General features: G+C 63.0%; 16 protein-coding genes and 4 tRNA genes. 11 read left to right on the top strand and 9 right to left on the bottom strand.

What is annotated here, in order from left to right; genetic code table 11:
* Nucleotides 1-71 precede the first annotated feature (71 nt).
* The 4 genes from NZ993_03205 to NZ993_03190 form a co-directional block, all read right to left on the bottom strand.
* Nucleotides 72-143, bottom strand: a tRNA-Glu gene (locus NZ993_03205).
* A gap of 10 nt (nt 144-153) precedes the next feature.
* Nucleotides 154-227: transfer RNA gene (locus NZ993_03200), tRNA-His, on the bottom strand.
* Between the two features lie 13 nt (nt 228-240).
* Nucleotides 241-314: transfer RNA gene (locus NZ993_03195), tRNA-Arg, on the bottom strand.
* A gap of 23 nt (nt 315-337) precedes the next feature.
* Nucleotides 338-411: transfer RNA gene (locus tag NZ993_03190), tRNA-Pro, on the bottom strand.
* A 144-nt stretch (nt 412-555) separates the two neighbouring features.
* On the opposite strand from NZ993_03190, the gene NZ993_03185 reads away from it, so the two are divergent.
* Nucleotides 556-2,253: a D-aminoacylase gene (locus NZ993_03185; protein MCS7154800.1), complete on the top strand. Its 1,698-nt coding sequence runs from the start codon at nt 556-558 to the stop codon at nt 2,251-2,253.
* A 2-nt stretch (nt 2,254-2,255) separates the two neighbouring features.
* Nucleotides 2,256-2,930, top strand: a complete 675-nt coding sequence (locus tag NZ993_03180; GenBank protein ID MCS7154799.1) for a uracil-DNA glycosylase — start codon at nt 2,256-2,258, stop codon at nt 2,928-2,930.
* On the opposite strand, the gene NZ993_03175 is transcribed toward NZ993_03180, so the two are convergent.
* The gene (locus tag NZ993_03175; GenBank protein MCS7154798.1) at nt 2,927-4,240 is read right to left on the bottom strand and encodes an aminotransferase class V-fold PLP-dependent enzyme; all 1,314 of its coding nucleotides are present in this window, start codon (nt 4,238-4,240) and stop codon (nt 2,927-2,929) included. The two genes, NZ993_03180 and NZ993_03175, sit on opposite strands and share 4 nt — an antisense overlap.
* Before the next feature lie 151 nt (nt 4,241-4,391).
* Here NZ993_03175 and NZ993_03170 point away from each other — a divergent pair, with 151 nt between their 5' ends.
* Genes NZ993_03170 through NZ993_03160 form a run of 3 tightly spaced genes read left to right on the top strand, consistent with a single transcriptional unit; the run spans nt 4,392 to nt 7,912 of the window.
* Nucleotides 4,392-6,227, top strand: a complete 1,836-nt coding sequence (locus NZ993_03170) for a tetratricopeptide repeat protein (GenBank protein MCS7154797.1) — start codon at nt 4,392-4,394, stop codon at nt 6,225-6,227.
* A complete protein-coding gene (locus tag NZ993_03165; GenBank protein MCS7154796.1) occupies nt 6,224-7,480 on the top strand; it encodes an asparagine synthetase B in 1,257 nt (418 codons plus the stop codon). The genes NZ993_03170 and NZ993_03165 overlap by 4 nt, the downstream gene beginning before the upstream one ends.
* Nucleotides 7,481-7,537: 57 nt before the next feature.
* Complete coding sequence (locus NZ993_03160; GenBank protein MCS7154795.1) at nt 7,538-7,912, top strand: DUF4359 domain-containing protein; 375 nt, start codon at nt 7,538-7,540, stop codon at nt 7,910-7,912.
* Here NZ993_03160 and NZ993_03155 read toward each other — a convergent pair.
* The gene (locus NZ993_03155; GenBank protein MCS7154794.1) at nt 7,842-8,510 is read right to left on the bottom strand and encodes a WbqC family protein; all 669 of its coding nucleotides are present in this window, start codon (nt 8,508-8,510) and stop codon (nt 7,842-7,844) included. The two genes, NZ993_03160 and NZ993_03155, sit on opposite strands and share 71 nt — an antisense overlap.
* Before the next feature lie 95 nt (nt 8,511-8,605).
* Between NZ993_03155 and NZ993_03150 the strand changes: the two genes are divergently transcribed.
* The 6 genes from NZ993_03150 (at nt 8,606) to NZ993_03125 (ending at nt 13,497) form a co-directional block, all read left to right on the top strand.
* Nucleotides 8,606-9,730, top strand: a complete 1,125-nt coding sequence (locus NZ993_03150) for a RuBisCO large subunit C-terminal-like domain-containing protein (GenBank protein ID MCS7154793.1) — start codon at nt 8,606-8,608, stop codon at nt 9,728-9,730.
* The gene (locus NZ993_03145; protein MCS7154792.1) at nt 9,714-10,148 is read left to right on the top strand and encodes a cupin domain-containing protein; all 435 of its coding nucleotides are present in this window, start codon (nt 9,714-9,716) and stop codon (nt 10,146-10,148) included. Before NZ993_03150 ends, NZ993_03145 begins: the two co-directional genes overlap by 17 nt.
* A 1-nt stretch (nt 10,149) precedes the next feature.
* A complete protein-coding gene (locus NZ993_03140) occupies nt 10,150-11,001 on the top strand; it encodes a 2,3,4,5-tetrahydropyridine-2,6-dicarboxylate N-succinyltransferase (protein ID MCS7154791.1) in 852 nt (283 codons plus the stop codon).
* A gap of 12 nt (nt 11,002-11,013) precedes the next feature.
* The gene (locus NZ993_03135) at nt 11,014-11,733 is read left to right on the top strand and encodes a TIGR00730 family Rossman fold protein (protein MCS7154790.1); all 720 of its coding nucleotides are present in this window, start codon (nt 11,014-11,016) and stop codon (nt 11,731-11,733) included.
* The gene (locus NZ993_03130; GenBank protein ID MCS7154789.1) at nt 11,711-12,643 is read left to right on the top strand and encodes a lytic transglycosylase domain-containing protein; all 933 of its coding nucleotides are present in this window, start codon (nt 11,711-11,713) and stop codon (nt 12,641-12,643) included. Before NZ993_03135 ends, NZ993_03130 begins: the two co-directional genes overlap by 23 nt.
* Before the next feature lie 77 nt (nt 12,644-12,720).
* Complete coding sequence (locus NZ993_03125; GenBank protein ID MCS7154788.1) at nt 12,721-13,497, top strand: tetratricopeptide repeat protein; 777 nt, start codon at nt 12,721-12,723, stop codon at nt 13,495-13,497.
* Between the two features lie 47 nt (nt 13,498-13,544).
* On the opposite strand, the gene NZ993_03120 is transcribed toward NZ993_03125, so the two are convergent.
* The 3 genes from NZ993_03120 to fabF are packed head-to-tail and all read right to left on the bottom strand — an operon-like array spanning nt 13,545 to nt 16,863.
* A complete protein-coding gene (locus NZ993_03120; protein MCS7154787.1) occupies nt 13,545-14,858 on the bottom strand; it encodes a nucleotide sugar dehydrogenase in 1,314 nt (437 codons plus the stop codon).
* Nucleotides 14,845-15,621, bottom strand: a complete 777-nt coding sequence (locus tag NZ993_03115; GenBank protein ID MCS7154786.1) for an inositol monophosphatase family protein — start codon at nt 15,619-15,621, stop codon at nt 14,845-14,847. The genes NZ993_03120 and NZ993_03115 overlap by 14 nt, the downstream gene beginning before the upstream one ends.
* A 6-nt stretch (nt 15,622-15,627) precedes the next feature.
* On the bottom strand, nt 15,628-16,863 hold the full coding sequence (gene fabF, locus NZ993_03110; protein ID MCS7154785.1) for a beta-ketoacyl-ACP synthase II: 1,236 nt from the start codon (nt 16,861-16,863) through the stop codon (nt 15,628-15,630).
* Nucleotides 16,864-16,933: the final 70 nt, after the last annotated feature.

Raw genomic sequence — 16,933 nt, 5'->3', positions numbered from 1 at the left:
GAGCTCTTTTGCGTTACAAACAGGCCCAAAACGCAAAACAAAAAGCGCCCATCTTCGGATGGGCGCTTCCGTAGCGCGTACGGGATTCGAACCCGTGCTCCGGCCTTGAAAGGGCCGTGTCCTAACCCCTAGACGAACGCGCCACCTTGGACGGGTGACCGAGGGGATTCGAACCCCCGACCCCCAGGGCCACAACCTGGTGCTCTAACCGGCTGAGCTACGGTCACCACGACGTCCAGGCGCGCCCGGCAGGACTTGAACCTGCAACCCGCGGCTTAGAAGGCCGCTGCTCTATCCGGTTGAGCTACGGGCGCTCCTGTTTATGGGTTAGAGGCCGTCGGGGCGACTGGATTTGAACCAGCGACCCTCTGCTCCCAAAGCAGATGCGCTACCAGGCTGCGCCACGCCCCGATAAGCCGGCCCGCAAAGGTAGGATGCCGGCCGAAAGCCTGTCAAGCCGAGAACCCGCCGGAATAGACTCTTCCGAGAGGGCTTTGCCTTTTACGGGGCTTGTGTCGATTTTTTCCCGTCGATCCTTCCAGGAGGAGGCGATTCATGCGCACAGGCCGAGCCCTGGGTGTCCTTTGCGCCCTTTTTGCCGGCTGCGCCAGCCTGCGCCCCGCCGGATCTGAAGCGCCCTACGATTGGGTCATCACGGGGGGACGGATCGTAGACGGCACGGGAAACCCGTGGTTTTATGGCGACTTGGCGATCCGGGGAGATCGGATCGCGCGCATAGCCCCGCCGGGCATGCTGGATCAGGCCCCGGCGCGCAGGCGGCTAGCGGTGCCTGGTCTTGTCGTGGCCCCGGGCTTTATCGATATCCAGAGCCATTCCCGTGAGGCCTTTCTGCGCGGCGACGGCCGCGTCTTAAGCAAGGTCACCCAAGGGGTGACTACGGAAATCCTCGGAGAAGGCTGGACGGACGCCCCTGTAAACGAGCAGATCCTCCGCACGGCCGACCCAGCAGATCGGCCCCTTCTGGAGCGCTTTCAGGGCCCTCGTGGATTTCGCGCCTGGTTGGAATACCTGCAGGCGCGCGGACTATCTGTCAACGTGGGCTCGTTTCTGGGGGCGAGCACCGTGCGCCAGTACGTCAAAGGCCTCTCCATGGGGCCGGCCACGCCGGAGGAGCTCGACAGCATGCGCGCCCTAGTGCGCCGCGCCATGCAGGATGGCGCCTTCGGACTGGCCTCGGCCCTGATTTACCCACCGGGCAGCTTCGCCTCCACGGAGGAGTTGATCGCCCTCTGTCGGGAAATAGCGCCCTTCGGAGGGATCTACATCACGCACCTGCGCTCCGAGGCCGACCGGCTCCTGGAGGCCCTGGATGAGGCGCTGCGCATCGGCCGCGAAGCCGGGGTGCCGGTGGAGATCTACCATCTGAAAGCCGCCGGCGTGCGCAACTGGCACAAGGCCGCGCTGGCCGTGGCCCACATCGATTCGGCGCGCCGGGCCGGGCTCGACGTGGCGGCCAACGTGTATCCTTATACAGCCGGCGGCACGGGGCTCAGCGCCTGTCTGCCGCCTTGGGCGGCGGCTGAGGGGAGGCTCTTCGACAACCTGCGCGATCCGGAGATGCGTCGCCGCATCCGGGCTGAGATCGAACGCCCCAGCTCAACGTGGGAGAACCTCTGCGAACTGGCCACCCCCGAAGGGGTGCTCCTGTTAGGTCTTAGGCGGTCTGAACATCAGCGCTTCATCGGCCGGAGGCTATCGGAGGTGGCCTCCGAACTGGGCAAGGATTGGATCGAGGTGGTCATGGACTTGCTTTTGGCCGAGGGCCAACCGATCGCCTCGGTCTATTTCCTCATGAGCGAGGAGAACCTAAAGCTCGCCCTCGGGCAGCCCTGGATTAAAATCGGCACCGATGCGGGCGGCTTTGATCCCGCCACGGCTCGCGGACCTGTGCATCCGCGCGCTTATGGGACCTATCCGCGCATCCTGGGCCGCTACGTGCGCCAGGAGGGCCTACTGAGCCTAGAGGAGGCCATCCGCAAGATGACTTCCGCCGTGGCCAACCGGCTGCAGATCCGCGACCGGGGTCTGCTTCGGGAGGGCCTTTACGCGGACATCGTGATCTTCGACCCCGTCCGAATCCGCGACCGGGCCACCTTCGAGGATCCGCATCAACTCTCCGATGGTGTGCTATACGTCTTCGTCAACGGAGAGCCCGTGCTCTGGCAGGGGCGTCACACGGGCGCCCGACCGGGCCGGATCGTCTGGGGTCCGGGTCGCCAGGAGCGCCCCTGAAGATGGCCTGCGCCCTCGATGCGCTGTACGCTGAGCTCATCACCTGCCGCGCCTGTCCGCGTTTGGTCGCTTGGCGGGAGGCGATCGGCCGGAGCAAGCGCACCGCCTACCGGGATTGGGACTATTGGGCTCGGCCCGTTCCGGGCTTCGGAGATCCGGAGGCGCGGCTGCTCATTTTCGGGCTCGCCCCTGGCGCGCACGGGGCCAACCGCACCGGGCGCATGTTCACGGGAGACGCCTCAGGGGACTTCTTATACCGAGCCCTCTTCGAGCTGGGCTGGGCCAGCCAGCCCACGTCCCGGGCTCGGGGTGATGGCCTGCTGTTACGGGGGGTTTACGTGACGGCTGCTGTGCGCTGCGCGCCCCCTCAGAACCGGCCTGAGCGGCGCGAGATCCTGCGCTGCGCGGAGTGGACGCGTCAGGAGCTTGCGCTGCTGCCTCAGCTAAGGGCGTACGTAGCTTTAGGTCGGATCGCCCATGAGGCCCTCCTGCGCCACTACGGGCTTTCGCCGCATCGGCATCCCTTTGCGCACGGCGCCGTCTACGAACTTCCGGACCGCCGTTGGCTAGTTGGAAGCTATCACGTATCGCGTCAGAACACGCAGACCGGCCGTCTGACGGCCTCTATGTTTCGGGCCGTACTCGAGGAGGCCGGACGCAGAGCGGGCTTGCGTTAATGGGCCGCGACCCCGGGCACCTGACCCTGCACAACGCGCTCCAGAACGTCCGCGAAGTAGTCGATCTCCGAAAGACGCGTGTATACGTTGGGCGTCACCCGGATACCTTGAAACTCCGGATGCACGATCGGGGTCACGATGATCCGATGGCGCTCCAGGAGCCAATCGGCCAGCTTGACTGGATCCACCCCCTGGACGTCCACCACAAGCAGCCCACACCATTGCCCCGGATCATCGAGGTTGGTAAGGAAGCGAACCCGTTCGTAGGCGCGCACGCGCTCGGCCCAGCGCCGGTTCAGGTAGCGCAAACGGGCCGCCTTGCGCTCCACCCCAATGGCCTCATGAAAGGCCAGCGCCTCGGCGATGGCGTTGTGGGGGGCCGCCGGGTGCGTGCCAATCTCCTCGAATTTGCGGATGTTGGCCGTCATGTCCGCTGGCGCCCCCATAAGCGGCCAAAGGCGCGGGATTTTCTCCCGGCGCACGTACAAAAACCCCGTGCCGATCGGAGCGCACAGCCATTTGTGCAGGCTGGTGCCGTAGTAGTCGCAGTCCAGATCCGCCACAGTGAAGGGAAAGTGGGCAAAGGCGTGCGCCCCGTCCACGATCACCTCTAGGCCGTATTGATGCGCCAGACGGCAGACCTCGCGCACGGGCAGGATCTGGCCCGTGATGTTGATCACGTGGCAGATGTGTAGGATCCGCGTCCGCGGGGTGATGGCGGCTTCAATGCGCCGCACAAACTCCTGGGGCTCCAGCAAGGGCACGGGAAAGGTGATCTTGCGCACCGCGATCCGGTCCCGGCGCGCCCGCTGGTCCCAGGTTGTGAGCATACGCGGATAGTCCTGCGTGGTCGTAATGACCTCATCGCCCGGTTTAAGGTCGACACCCAGCTGCGCGATCTCCAGCGCTTCGCTCGCGTTTCGGGTGATGGCCAGCTCCTCGGGATCGCAGCCGAAGTGCCGCGCCAAGGCCGCGCGCACGGACTCGATGCGGGGCTCAAGATGGCGCCACATGTGCAGAACCGGCGCCAGGTTGGAGTAGTCTAAATATTGCTTCAGGGCCTCATGCACCATGCGCGGACTCGGGCATACCCCGCCGTTGTTGAGGTTGATCAGGGTTCGGTCCACAGCGAAGGCCTGCTGGACCTCGGCCCAGAAGTCCTCATCGCGGGCCACCTCCTCCGGCGACCGATGGGGATCCAGGCCGCCTGAGGCCTCTAGAATCCGCGCCAGCCCATCTTCGCGCAATGCGGCCACGGCCAGACCGGTCCAGCCCACTGTGCGGCCCAGAAATTGCCTGCGCGATAGCATGCCGTATTCCTCCCTGCCTTCAGGACACAGCGGTAAACAACGGATCGCCAAGGCAAACGTGCAACCGGGCCTGCTCGGAAAATCGCACCTCCTTTACATAGGGCTCACCGCAGAGCTTGCCCGGGCTCACGGAAGCCCGTTTCTTTACGGCATGCGGCCTCTGCTTGTCTGCTGGGCCCTAGCGCTCATGCTGCTCGGAGCCGATCTGAGCAAAGCCCAAGAGGCGCCTTCGGATGGGCGAATCGCCCGTTTTCGTCTGGCCGACTCCTATCTGCGATCCGGGCAGGTTGAGCGGGCTTTGCCGATTCTGGAGGATTTGTACCGGTCCGATCCCGGTTCGTACGTCTTTTACGACAAACTCCGGGAGGCCTACACGGCCCTGAAGCGCTACGGGGAAGCCGAGCGGCTGGTGCGCGATCAGCTGGCCCGACAGCCGGACAACCCCACGCTGTGGTGCGATCTCGCCTCCGTACAGCTAGCCCAGGGGCGACGGGAGGAGGCGCTGCGGTCCTGGAACCGGGCCCTTGAGATCGCCCCCATGCAGCCCCAAGTGTATCGGATCGTCTACTACTCGCAATTCAACAACCGGCTGCCCGAAGAAGCCGCGCGCACTCTTCTAGAGGGCCGACGAAGGCTCAACAACCCCACGCTTTTCGCCTTGGATCTGGCCATGCTCTACAGCGCCACGGGCCAGTACGAGGCGGCCGTGCAGGAGTACCTGGCGCACCTTCAGGCTGAACCCCAGCAGTTGGGCTTTGTGCGGGCCCGGCTGGGCCGGATGCTGGAGGATTCCACGCTCGCGCCCCAGATAATCCGGCTTGTGGAGCGCGGGGTGCAGCGCGAACCGCTGCTGCGCGTCTATCGGGAGCTTTTGGCTTGGCTGTATCTGGAAACGGGGCGTTACGAGGAGGCCTACCGCGCGATACGGGCCCTGGATCGACTCGAAAACGCCGGAGGGCAGCTGCTTTTTCGCTTCGCCGAACAGGCCTACGCCGCCCAGGCCTGGGAGGCCGCCCGACAGGCCTATGAGGAGCTCAGCCGGCAATCGGCCAACACGAGCCTAGTCCGGCTTGCCAGCTTGCGGCTGGGGGAGATCTACGAGCGCCTAGCCACAGCAAGCGGGGACAGCGCGCAATATCGGGCCGCTCTGCTGCACTACGAAACCTACGCACGGCAGAGCGCCGATCCGGTCTCTTCGGGGGAGATCTGGCTGCGCCTGGGCCGGTTATATCGGGAGGTGTTCCGGGACCTCTCCGCCTCGCGAGGATACCTGGAGCGGGTCCTGGAGAGCTCTCAAGCTGAGCCCGAGCAGGTGCTCGGCGCCCTTTACGAACTGGGTCAGCTTGCGCTCGAAGAGGGCAACCTCGAACAGGCCCGGCTGCGCTTTATCCGGCTCACCGCACGGGCCCAGGAGGGCGAACTCTACGATCAGGCCCGGCTGCAGCTGGCCTGGCTGGATTTCTACCAAGGCGCCTTCGAAAGCGCCTTGGGGCTAGCCGATGTGCTCTCCCAGAGCACCGATCGCGACATCGCCAACGACGCGATCGCGCTCAAGGTGCTTATCCAGGAAAACCGTGGCCCTGACTCTTCGTCCGCCTCCGAGCCCTTGCGCCGCTACGCACAGGCGGCCCTGCTTGTAGCCCAACGCCGCTACCGGGAAGCCCTAGAGGCGATCGCCCAGGCCCAGGCGAGCCCGGAGCTCAACCCCCTGATGGATGCGTTCTATATGCTGCAGGCCGAGGTTTACCGTCGCACCCGAAACTGGGAGCGTCTGGTGGCCACGTATCGGCTGGTAACGGAACGTTTCGCGCACTCCTTTCAAGCCGAGCGAGCCTGGCTTGCGCTGGGGCAGCTTTACGAGGAGGTGTTGCGCGATCCGACGCAGGCCCTGCGGGCCTATGAGACGCTGCTGGAACGATATCCCCAAAGTGTTTTCGGCGACGAGGCGCGATCCCGCATACGGCGGCTGCGAGGAGAGGCGTTATGATCCGATGGCTCTGTGCGCTGTTGCTTGCGGTTCCCGATTGGACAGAGGCGCAGAAAATCCTCATCCCCATGGACGAGCGACAGACGGATCACCTAAAGGCCTACGGCGTCGCCTACTGGGTGCTGGCCCAAGGGGTGGACGTGGACTGGCTTCTCAACTATCGGGGCGGCTCGTTTCTGACCGAGGACTTTGCGGCGCTGGAGCGGGAGCTGCGCGTTCGAGGCGTCTTCTACGAGAAGCTATCGGCCGCCCAGGCGGCCCAGATCCTGAGCCAGATCATGAGCGAAGACTCCAACATGGACGCCGTTCGGCTCGAAAAAGCCCCCAAGATCGCCGTCTACACCCCGCCGCATTCGCTGCCCTGGGACGATGCCGTCACGCTCGCCTTGACCTACGCCGAGGTGCCCTATGACAAGATCTGGGATGAGGAGGTATTGCAAGGCAAGCTCTCCGAATACGACTGGCTGCATTTGCACCACGAGGACTTCACGGGCCAGTACAGCCGCTTCTGGGCTCTGTATCGGCACATGCCTTGGTTTGTTCGGCAGCAACGCGACCAGATGGAGATGGCCCGCAAGCTGGGCTTTTCGACGGTCTCTGAGCTCAAAAAAGCCGTCGCGCGCGCCATCAAGGAATACGTGGCCCAAGGGGGATTTTTGTTCGCCATGTGCACGGCGACCGAAACCCTCGATATCGCCCTTGCCGCCGAGGGCATCGATATCGTGCCTCCGGAGCTGGACGGCACGCCCGTTACGGCCGATGCGCAGGAAAAGCTCGACTTCAGCCGCACGCTCGCCTTCCACGGCTTCCGCGTGAGCCTGAATCCGTACGAGACGGAGCACTCCAACATCGACGTGCAGCCGCCGCCTACCCTTCAGAACCCGCTTCTGGACTATTTCGTGCTCTTCGAGTTTTCCGCTAAACACGACCCCGTGCCCACGATGCTCACCCAAAACCACACAAGCGTGATCAAGGGCTTTATGGGGCAGACGACGAACTTTCGGAAATCCCTCATCAAGGAGTCCGTGGTCATCTTGGCCGAGGCGCCGGGGCGCGAGGAGGTCCGCTACCTGCACGGCAACTACGGAAAGGGCACGTTCACCTTCTACGGGGGACATGACCCGGAGGATTATCAGCATTTCGTGGGAGACCCGCCAACGGACCTGGCCTTGCACAAGAACTCACCCGGATATCGGCTGATTCTGAACAACATCCTGTTTCCGGCTGCGCGCAAAAAGCCCCAGAAAACCTAAAATTGCTTCGTATCGGCCGCTTAATTACTTTGCGTCCAGTCCGTGGGAGGGCATCGCATGCTCAGATGGATTTGGAGCGCGGCTGGCCTGTGTTTGTGCGCCGTCTTGATCGCCACAAACCCCGATCAGGAGGCTTTTTCGCGCTTTGCCACGGCTCACCTGGAGCGCTGGCTAACGGAGCAGGCCTGGGGCTCGGATCACGAACAGGGGCGCGCCTTGGCGCAAGGGATGAGCTTTTTAGCCGTGCTGGGGGTAAAGCGACAAAACTTGCTGCTGCTTAGCCTGTATACCGTTGACTTAAGCCGCTACACGGGCCGGAGAGCGGATCGGTGGCGTTTTCTGGGCGTACTGGGCCGTTTCGTCACCTTGCAACGTCCGCCCTCCGCACTGGGGCCTGAGATAGGCGCTCCGCGGCTTGAGGCCCGAGGTTGAAAAGCAGGTCCAGGACCGAAAGGTTGGGCTCAAAACCTGAAAAAGCCTGCTCATACACGGGGGGCTCTGCCTCAAGCAGGCCGCATCGGGACCGATACCGGGGCGGTAGCCCGGCCTCTGGAACCGTCCACCAGGTGCCGGAGTCGGCCCGCGTTTCCCAGTCCGGATGCGCGCTGGCCCACAGGCTTTTGGCCGGAACCCCTAGCGCCTCCCACAGCCACCCAAGCGTGGGCTCGAGCAACTCTCTTAGCCGATTCGGCGCGGAACCCTCATAGAGGGGCATGAAGCGATCCTCGTAATACTCGAAGTACATCGCGCGGCGATAGAAAAACTCGAAAGCCTTTTTGTGCTTGTCGAACCACCGGTGGCTTGTGTCGAGCTCTATGTCGGCGATCGCGCGGGGCTGGGCGGAACGGCCCGATCGGACGGGCGCGATCAGCCATTGCCAGCCCTGCGGAGTGCGAATACGGGCTCGATTCTGATAGGATTGCTTCTGGTAGCGCAGCGTGTCTAGAAACACCACCACGTCTGCGCGCCACCAGGAGGCGGCCACCGTGATAGGGGGCCAATACATGGGGGGCATAAGAAGCCAGCGCATCCGCAAGCCTCGCGCTTCCGAGACAGCAAATTTACGGGTCCAAAGGTTTTATGCTTGCGCCGTGACGCTTGCGCACGTCGTAATTTGGCGAGGCCATGGAGTACCTGTGGGCCACCTATAGGCTGCGCGTTTCGGAAAAAGAGGCCAAACAGCGCGCCCGGACGCTGGCGCTGGAGCAGACGGTGGAGCTGCCGGACCCGCTGGTACAGGATCCCTTTGTGCGCGGCCACATCATAGGGCATGTGGAGGCCCTAGAGCCCGATCCCGAGGGCGGCGTGCGGGCGCGGATCCGGTATGCGGCCTCCGCGATAGCCGCCAACCCGGCGCAGCTGCTAAACGTGCTCTTTGGCAACTCCTCCCTGCAGCCCGATGTGGAGCTATGGGATGTGGAGCTTTCGGAATCCGTCCGGGGCCTTTTTCCGGGTCCGCAGCACGGCATTGCGGGGCTGCGGGCGCTGCTACAGGTCTGGGATCGGCCCCTGACGTGCACCGCCTTAAAGCCCATGGGGCTGGGGCCGGAGGCTATAGCGGAGCTGTGCCGGCTTTTCGCCGAGGCCGGCATCGACCTGATCAAGGATGATCACGGGCTAGCCGATCACCCGTTTTGCCCCTTTGCGGAACGCGTGCGGCGCTGTCAGGAGGCCGTAGAAGAGGCGGCGCGCCGCACGGGACGCCGGTCCCAGTACGCCCCAAACCTCATCGGCCGGCCTGAGGAGCTGGAGGCCCAGCTAGGCCTGGCGCGCAGCCTGGGCGTACAAGTCGTGCTCATCGCCCCGATGCTTGTAGGCCTGCCCGTTTTTGAGAGCCTGGTGCGGCGCTTTCCGGATATGGTCTTTTTGGCCCATCCCGCCCTGGGGGGTGCGGCGCGCATAGCGCCGGAGGCGCTTCTGGGTCGGCTGTTTCGGCTTCTAGGCGCCGACGCCGTTATTTTCCCGCATGCCGGCGGCCGCTTCGCCTACGATGAGGCCACCTGCACCAGGATCGCCGAGCGATTGCGAGGGCCTTGGCCGCCGCTGCGCCCGGCCTTTCCCGTGCCGGCCGGAGGCCTGCACTGGGAGCGCCTGGAAGCGGCCCTTCGGTTTTACGGTCGGCATGCGATTTTGCTCATGGGGAGCGCTCTTTACGAGGCCGGCCCCCGGATACGGGAGCGCAGCCGCGCCTTTGTGGAGAACGTACAGAGGCTCACAATCCGGAGTATGCGCGATGATCCGACGTTTTGAGCCCAACTTTCGCTGGTCGGATGTGCCGGTTCGGGCCTATAAGCCAGAGGGAACCCACTATCGGGCCATCAGCCGGCAGACGCTGCTGGATAACGTGGCCGGGCTCCGCTGCGAGCTGCGATATTTTGAGATCGATCCCGGCGGTTATTCGAGCTTGGAGCGTCACGCGCATGCGCACGCCGTAATCGTACTCCGGGGCCGCGGCCGGGTCCTTGTCGGGGATCGGATCTACGACGTTAGGCCCTTTGATGTGCTCTATATACCGCCGGGTCACTGGCACCAATTTCGGGCCGATGAGGAGGTGTTGGGGTTTTTGTGCCTTGTGGATTCCGAACGCGATCGGCCGGAGCTGCCCACGGAACAAGTGCTAGCTGAGCTAGCTCAAAACCCAGAGATCGCCGCTTTTATTCGGGTCTAAGATGAGCAGTCTAGCTGAGCGGATCGAACGCTACGCGCACGGACCCCTAGAAGGAAAGGAGCGCAGCGAGGCGCTCCGGTGCGTGCAGGAACTCTTCGAGGCCCTGCGCACGGGCCGCATCCGGGCCGCCGAGCCCGATCCCCAGGCCCCCGCGGGCTGGCGTGTGCATGCGTGGGTCAAGGCGGGCATCCTACTAGGGTTCAGATTAGGAGAGCTCATCGAAGTGCAGGCGGGTCCCACGTGGCGCTTTTTCGATAAGGCCACCCTGCCCGTTCGGCCCACCACGCTAAGGGAGCGAGTCCGCATCGTGCCTGGAGGCACCACGGTGCGCGACGGGGCGTACCTGGCCCCGGGGGTCATCCTTATGCCCCCCAGTTACGTAAACGTGGGGGCTTACGTGGATGAGGGGGCGATGATCGACTCGCATGTGCTTGTGGGAAGCTGCGCCCAAATCGGCCGGCGGGTGCATCTGAGCGCCGGCGTGCAGATCGGAGGCGTAATCGAGCCCGTGGGCGCTTTGCCCGTGATCATCGAAGATGAGGCTTTCGTGGGGGCTCACGCGGCGATTCTGGAGGGCGCGATCGTGCGGCGCCGAGCCGTGATCGCGCCCAGCGTGGTGCTGACCGCCAGCACGCCGCTATATGACCTGGTGCGCGATCGGATCTGGCGGGCGGAAAACGGACAACCCCTGATCGTGCCCGAGGGCGCCGTGGTCGTACCGGGCGTGCGCGCTGCGCACAACCGGGGAACCTTGGCACAGGAAGAGGGTATTGGGCTTTACGTTCCCGTGATCGTCAAGTATCGAGATGCCAGCACAGAAGCCCGTCTGGCCCTGGAGGACGCGGTGCGATAAAGGGAGCCCCACATGCGCAACCACACCCCATATGAATCCTCGCGAAGCCGCCAGCGACGCGTTCAGAAGGCCTGGCAGGAGGCCACGATTCAAGACGCCTGGCGGACCTTTCGGATTATGGCCGAGTTCGTTGAGGGTTTCGAAAAACTAGGCCGCCTTGGGCCTTGCGTGTCCATTTTTGGTTCGGCCCGGGTCGGCCCCGGAAACCCCTACTATGAGATGGCCCGCCAAGTCGCCCGCCTGCTTGTCGAGTACGGCTATGGCGTTATCACAGGCGGCGGGCCGGGCATCATGGAGGCCGCTAATCGAGGGGCGCAGGAAGCCGGCGGCCCTTCTGTGGGTCTTAACATCGAGCTGCCCCATGAGCAGACCCCCAACCCTTATATCGATCCCGATAAACTGCTCACGTTCGACTTTTTCTTCGTACGCAAAGTCATGTTCGTAAAATACGCCCAGGGCTTCATTGTGCTGCCCGGAGGCCTGGGCACCTTAGATGAGCTTTTTGAAGCGCTTACGCTCATTCAAACGCAAAAGATCTCGCCCTTTCCCGTCGTGCTGATGGGCCGAGACTATTGGCAAGGACTTGTCGACTGGTTGCGCCAGACGGTTTTAGGAGCCGGGCACATAGGGCTAGAGGACCTGTTTCTGTTTTCCCTCACGGACGAGCCCCAAGAGGCCGTCGAAACGATCGACACCTTTTACAAGGAGCATGCGCTTAAACCGAACTTTTGAGCTCTTTTCGCGCAGAAAAGCGCGCTATTTTGTGGGCTGCTTGCTGGGGGTGAGCTTACTTGGGGCGGGGTGGTGGGCGGGGTATCGGCAGAGCTCGACCGCGCGCGGCCCGGATCTCGCTTGGCAGCCGTTTCGGGCTTTGCTGCTTCCGGATAGCCTATCCTTCTGCGGGGAGCCGGTGCCCCTGAAAGACCCTGAGGTGCGGGAGCGCTTTGAGCGGGAGTTGTATCTGCTCGTTTACCGACCGTTTCAGGTTTTCTTTCACATCAAGCGCAGCGCGCGTTACTTCCGCTATATCGAGGCCGAACTGCGCAGTCGCGGCCTGCCGGAGGATTTGAAGTATCTGGCCGTGGCCGAAAGCGATCTCCTGCCTCAGGCCATATCGCCGGCTGGCGCGGCCGGCTTGTGGCAGTTTATGCCCGATGTGGCCCGTCAGTTTGGGCTTCGGGTGGATGAGGCCGTAGATGAGCGCCTGCACCTCCGGAAATCCACCCAAGCCGCCCTGCGCTATCTGGATCAGCTCTACAGGCGCTTTGGCAGCTGGCATTTGGCGGGCGCCGCCTATAATCTGGGCCCCGGTAGGCTGGAGGCGCTCATACGCCAGCAAGGAACGCGCAGCTATTACGAGCTCTGGTTGGCCGATGAAACGGCCCGGTATGTGCTCAAGGCCGCCGCCATAAAGGCCATATTCGAGCAGCCGCATCGGTTCGGCTTTGATTTATCGGGTCTTGAACCCTATCCGGAATACCCTACGCGCACGGTCCTGGTCGAGGGCCCTGTGGCAGATCTAGCGGCCTGGTGTCGTCAGCAGGGGCTTTCATATCGGCTGGTGCGCCTGCTTAATCCGTGGATCCGAAGGCCCGAGCTTCCGGTAGGGCGCTTTGAGCTTGATATCCCAGCATCGGGCTAGCATCCTTAAGAGGTCTCTACGTATTTTCCGGTTGCGATTCGGGCGTAAAATGCTTCATCAAAACGGGGGGCTTTGGGATGCAGGTACGGCTTACCCTGATCGGGCTTCTGCTCCTGGTGACGGCTTCGGCTATCAAGGCGCAGACAAACGAAGAGCGCTCTAAGCTCGCCTACAACGAGGGCTTGGCGCTGGTGCGCCAGCAGAAGTATCAAGAGGCCCTGGCCAAGTTCGATGAGTCACTCAAACTGGACCCTCAAAACTACCGATCCCTGTACATGAAGGGATTGGCGCTGGTTCGATTGAATCGGCTCGATGAAGGGATAGCCAGCTATCAACGCGCCGCCGAGATAGCCAGCGGGGCCAAAGATACACGCGTAGAGTACCTTTCCTATGAGCAGATCGGCAAAATCTACGCCCAGCAGGGCAAATTCGACCAGGCTTTAGCCGCCTACGACAAGGCCCTGACCATCGCGCCGGCCGCAAACCGGGCCGAGCTGCTCCTGTCCAAGGGCACCGTCTACATGCAAAAACAAGAATTCGACAAGGCCATCCCGGTGCTCGAGGAGGCGGTTAAATCCCTCCGGGGAGGCGATCAAGGGGACGCTTACTGGTATCTGGCTCGCGCTTATAACGGATCGGGCAACTTTCAAAAGGGTCTAGAAGCGGCTCAGAAGGCTGTGGAGATGATCCCGGGCGGGCCGGCTCAGAAGGCCAAAGCTTACTTCGAGCTGGGCCAAGCTTATCGGGCTTTGGGACGCTACAACGAGGCCCGAGAGGCCTTTCAGCGAGCCGCCGTAGGCCCATACCGGCAAGCGGCCCTTTATGAGTTGGAGCTCTTAAAGAACATCAATTGAATTTGGCTCGTCCCAATACGGCACCCCGCCCCCCAGGCGGGGTGTTTTTATGCTTTCCAGATGCGACCCACTCGAAGCCCGCGAACCCGAAGCGCGTTGCGCGTATCCAGGATCAGGGCCGCTTCCTGAGCGATCAGCTCGTAATCGATCCCACTGTGGTGGGTAATGATAAGCACGGCGTCGTAGCGCCGCAGCAGCTCCGCTTCCAGCGGAACCGAGGCCTTGTTGAAGCGAAACTTGCGCGTTGGGGGCAGCACCGGCACGTAGGGGTCATGGTAGTCCACCTGCGCCTCCAGCTCCTCTAGCCGGTCCATGATCACAAGGGCGGGGCTTTCACGCAGGTCATCTACGTCGGGCTTGTAAGCGACGCCGATGAGCAGCAGACGCGATCCGCGCACGGCTTTACCCTGTTCGTTTAGGGCTCGGATGAGCTTGCTCACCACGAAATCAGGCATAGCCGTGTTGATCTCGCCCGCCAGCTCAATAAAACGCGTGTGCACCCCGTAGGCACGCGCCTTCCAGGTAAGGTAAAAGGGATCAATCGGAATACAGTGCCCGCCGAGTCCGGGACCCGGATAAAACGGCTGAAACCCGAAGGGCTTGGTCGAGGCCGCCTCGATAACCTCCCAGATATCGATCCCCATCCGATCGAGGACGAGCTTCAGTTCGTTGACAAGGGCGATGTTGACGGCTCGATAGATGTTCTCCAGCAGCTTGGCCGCCTCGGCCACCCGCGGGGAGCTGACGGAAACGGTCTGTGCGACCACGCTTCGGTAAAGCACATCGACCAGATGAGCGCAAAGATTCGTAACGCCGCTTGTGATCTTCGGGATCTGCTCTGTCGTGTAGCGGGCGTTTCCCGGGTCTTCGCGCTCCGGGGAGTAGCCCAGAAAAAAGTCCCGCCCCACTTGCAAACCGCTCCGGGATAGGATCGGCAGCAGTTCCTCTTCGGTTGTGCCCGGATAGGTGGTGCTCTCCAGGACCACGAGTTGGCCTGGTCTTAGGTAAAGCGCGATCGTCTCAGCGGTTTGGCGCACAAAGCGCAAATCGGGCTCCTGATGAGGCCCCAAGGGCGTGGGGACGCAGATAAGCAGCACATCCGCCTCCGGCAGGCGCTCAGGGGCGTCCGTGGGCTCAAAGCGGCCTGAGCCCACCGCCTCGGCCACCCACTCCGAGGGGATATGCCGGATGTAGGAGCGCCCAAAGCGCAACTGCGCCACCTTATCGGGGTCGATGTCAAAGCCGATCACGGAGAAACCGCGCCTATAGAAAACCCGAGCCAAGGGCAACCCCACGTAGCCCAGCCCGATGACGCCCACGCGCGCGCGGCGCTGAAGGATGGCCTCTTCAAGGGGATGCAAAGCGATACTCCTCCAACAGGGCAGATAACAACAAGCCGTTTGTGCTTACGGCCTCTCCGGCTTGAATGGTCGCCCGTCCCTCCCAGTCTGTAAACGTCCCCCCGGCTTCGTGCAGGATCGGATACAGCGCCACAGAGTCCCACAGGTGCATTGCGGGATCGAGCATCACATCAGCCCGCCCCGTGGCCACGAGAATATGCCCATAGCAATCACCCCAGGAGCGCTCCAGGCGCACCCGCGGCCGCAGGCGTTCAAGCAAGGCCTTCTTGGGCCCCTCAAAGCCTCGGGGATCGGTATAGAGCAGCACCGCTTCCTCTAGGCGGTCTCTCCGCGAGACGCGCACCAGGCGCCCGTTCCAACGGCAGCCCTCTCCGAGGGCCGCGTAGACGATCTCCTGCAGGGCGGGGAAACAGGCTACCCCAAGCACGGGCTGACCCTCATGGAGCAGCCCCACCAGCACCCCATACAAGGGAACCCCGCATAGAAAGGAGCGCGTGCCGTCAATCGGATCCAGCACCCATTGGAAGGGGGCCTCCGGACGGGTCAAGCCGTACTCCTCTCCCACAATGCCGTGATCCGGATAGCGTTCCGCGATCCGCCTGCGCAAGTGGGCTTCGGCCTCTCGGTCGGCGATCGTAACGGGCGACTGATCGGCCTTGCGCTCCTCGGGGATGGGCATCTGAAAGTAGCGAAGCGTGATGCGGCCCGCCTCCCAGGCCGCTTCAACGGCGAAGTCCAGCAGGGCTCGCCAAGAGGCCGTCATGGATGCTTAGCCCTCGTAGCGCCGAAAGATGACCGTAGTGTTGGTCCCCCCAAAGCCGAAGGCGTTCGAGAGCGCGTATTCAAACGTAGCCGGCCGCGAGGTGGGCACATGATCCAAAGGATCGTTCGGCTCGGGTTCGCGGAAATTGATCGTGGGCGGCAGCATCTGATCCCGGAGCGCTTGAATGGTGAAGATGGCCTCTATGGCCCCAGCTGCGCCGAGCAGGTGGCCTACAGCGGACTTAGTGGAGCTCGTGGGGGGGGCGTTCTCACCGAATAGACGCACGATGGCCTCCACTTCTATGATATCCCCCACCGGTGTGCCCGTGGCGTGCGCGTTGATGTAGCCGATCTCCGCGGGGGGAATCCCGGCGTGCCTAAGGGCGCGTTCCATGCTTCGGTAGGCGCCTTCTCCACTGGGATGGGGGGCCGTAACATGGTAGGCGTCGGCGGACATGCCGTAGCCTACGATCTCGGCCAGCGGCTGGGCGCCCCGCTCCAGGGCCTGCTCCAAAGGCTCCAGAACCAGCACCCCGGCCCCTTCCCCCATCACGAAGCCATCCCGGCTCCGATCGAAAGGACGGGAGGCGGCCTCGGGCGGATCATTAAGCGTCGAAAGGGCGCGCGCAGCGCAGAAACCGGCCAAACCAAGCGGGGTAATCGAGGACTCCGTGCCCCCGACGATCATAACCCGCGCGTCGCCGCGCTGCAAGATGTGATAGCCTTCCCCGATCGCGTGATTTCCCGTGGAACAGGCGGAAACCACGGACAGGTTGGGTCCTTTGAATCCGTATAGGATGGAGAGCAGCCCACTAGCCATATTCACGATGCTGCCCGGCACAAAAAACGGGGAGACGTATTTGAGGCCCTTCTGGTGCAACAGCAACACGGTCTCTTCGATGTTGCGAATTCCCCCAATGCCGGATCCGATCAACACCCCCGTCTCCTCAAATAGCTCGGGATGTTCCAGAAGCCCGGATTGCTCGAGAGCCTCCCGGGCGGCAACGAGCAAAAAATGCAAGAACCGGTCGTAACGCCGGGCTATTTTAGGATCCAACACCTGGGCCGAGTCGAAATTTTTCACTTCGGCGGCCACTTGAGTCGGATATGGGGAGGGGTCGAAATACGTAATCCGGTTGATTCCGGAGCGCCCCTCCACAATCGAACGCCAGGACTCGGCCACCGAGTGCCCCACCGGGGAGATGAGCCCCATGCCGGTCACCACGATCCGCCTGCGCTTCATATTCCTCTCCCTCCAGTAGGCTGCAGGGATCCCCGCTGACCGCCACAAAAAACCGTACCCGGCATGCTCT

It is taken from the genome of Bacteroidota bacterium (assembly GCA_025059945.1).
GTDB lineage: Bacteria > Bacteroidota > Rhodothermia > JANXDC01 > JANXDC01 > JANXDC01.
The sequence above is the reverse complement of the archived record's forward strand: the minus strand, read 5'-3'. Positions and strand labels throughout refer to the sequence as shown.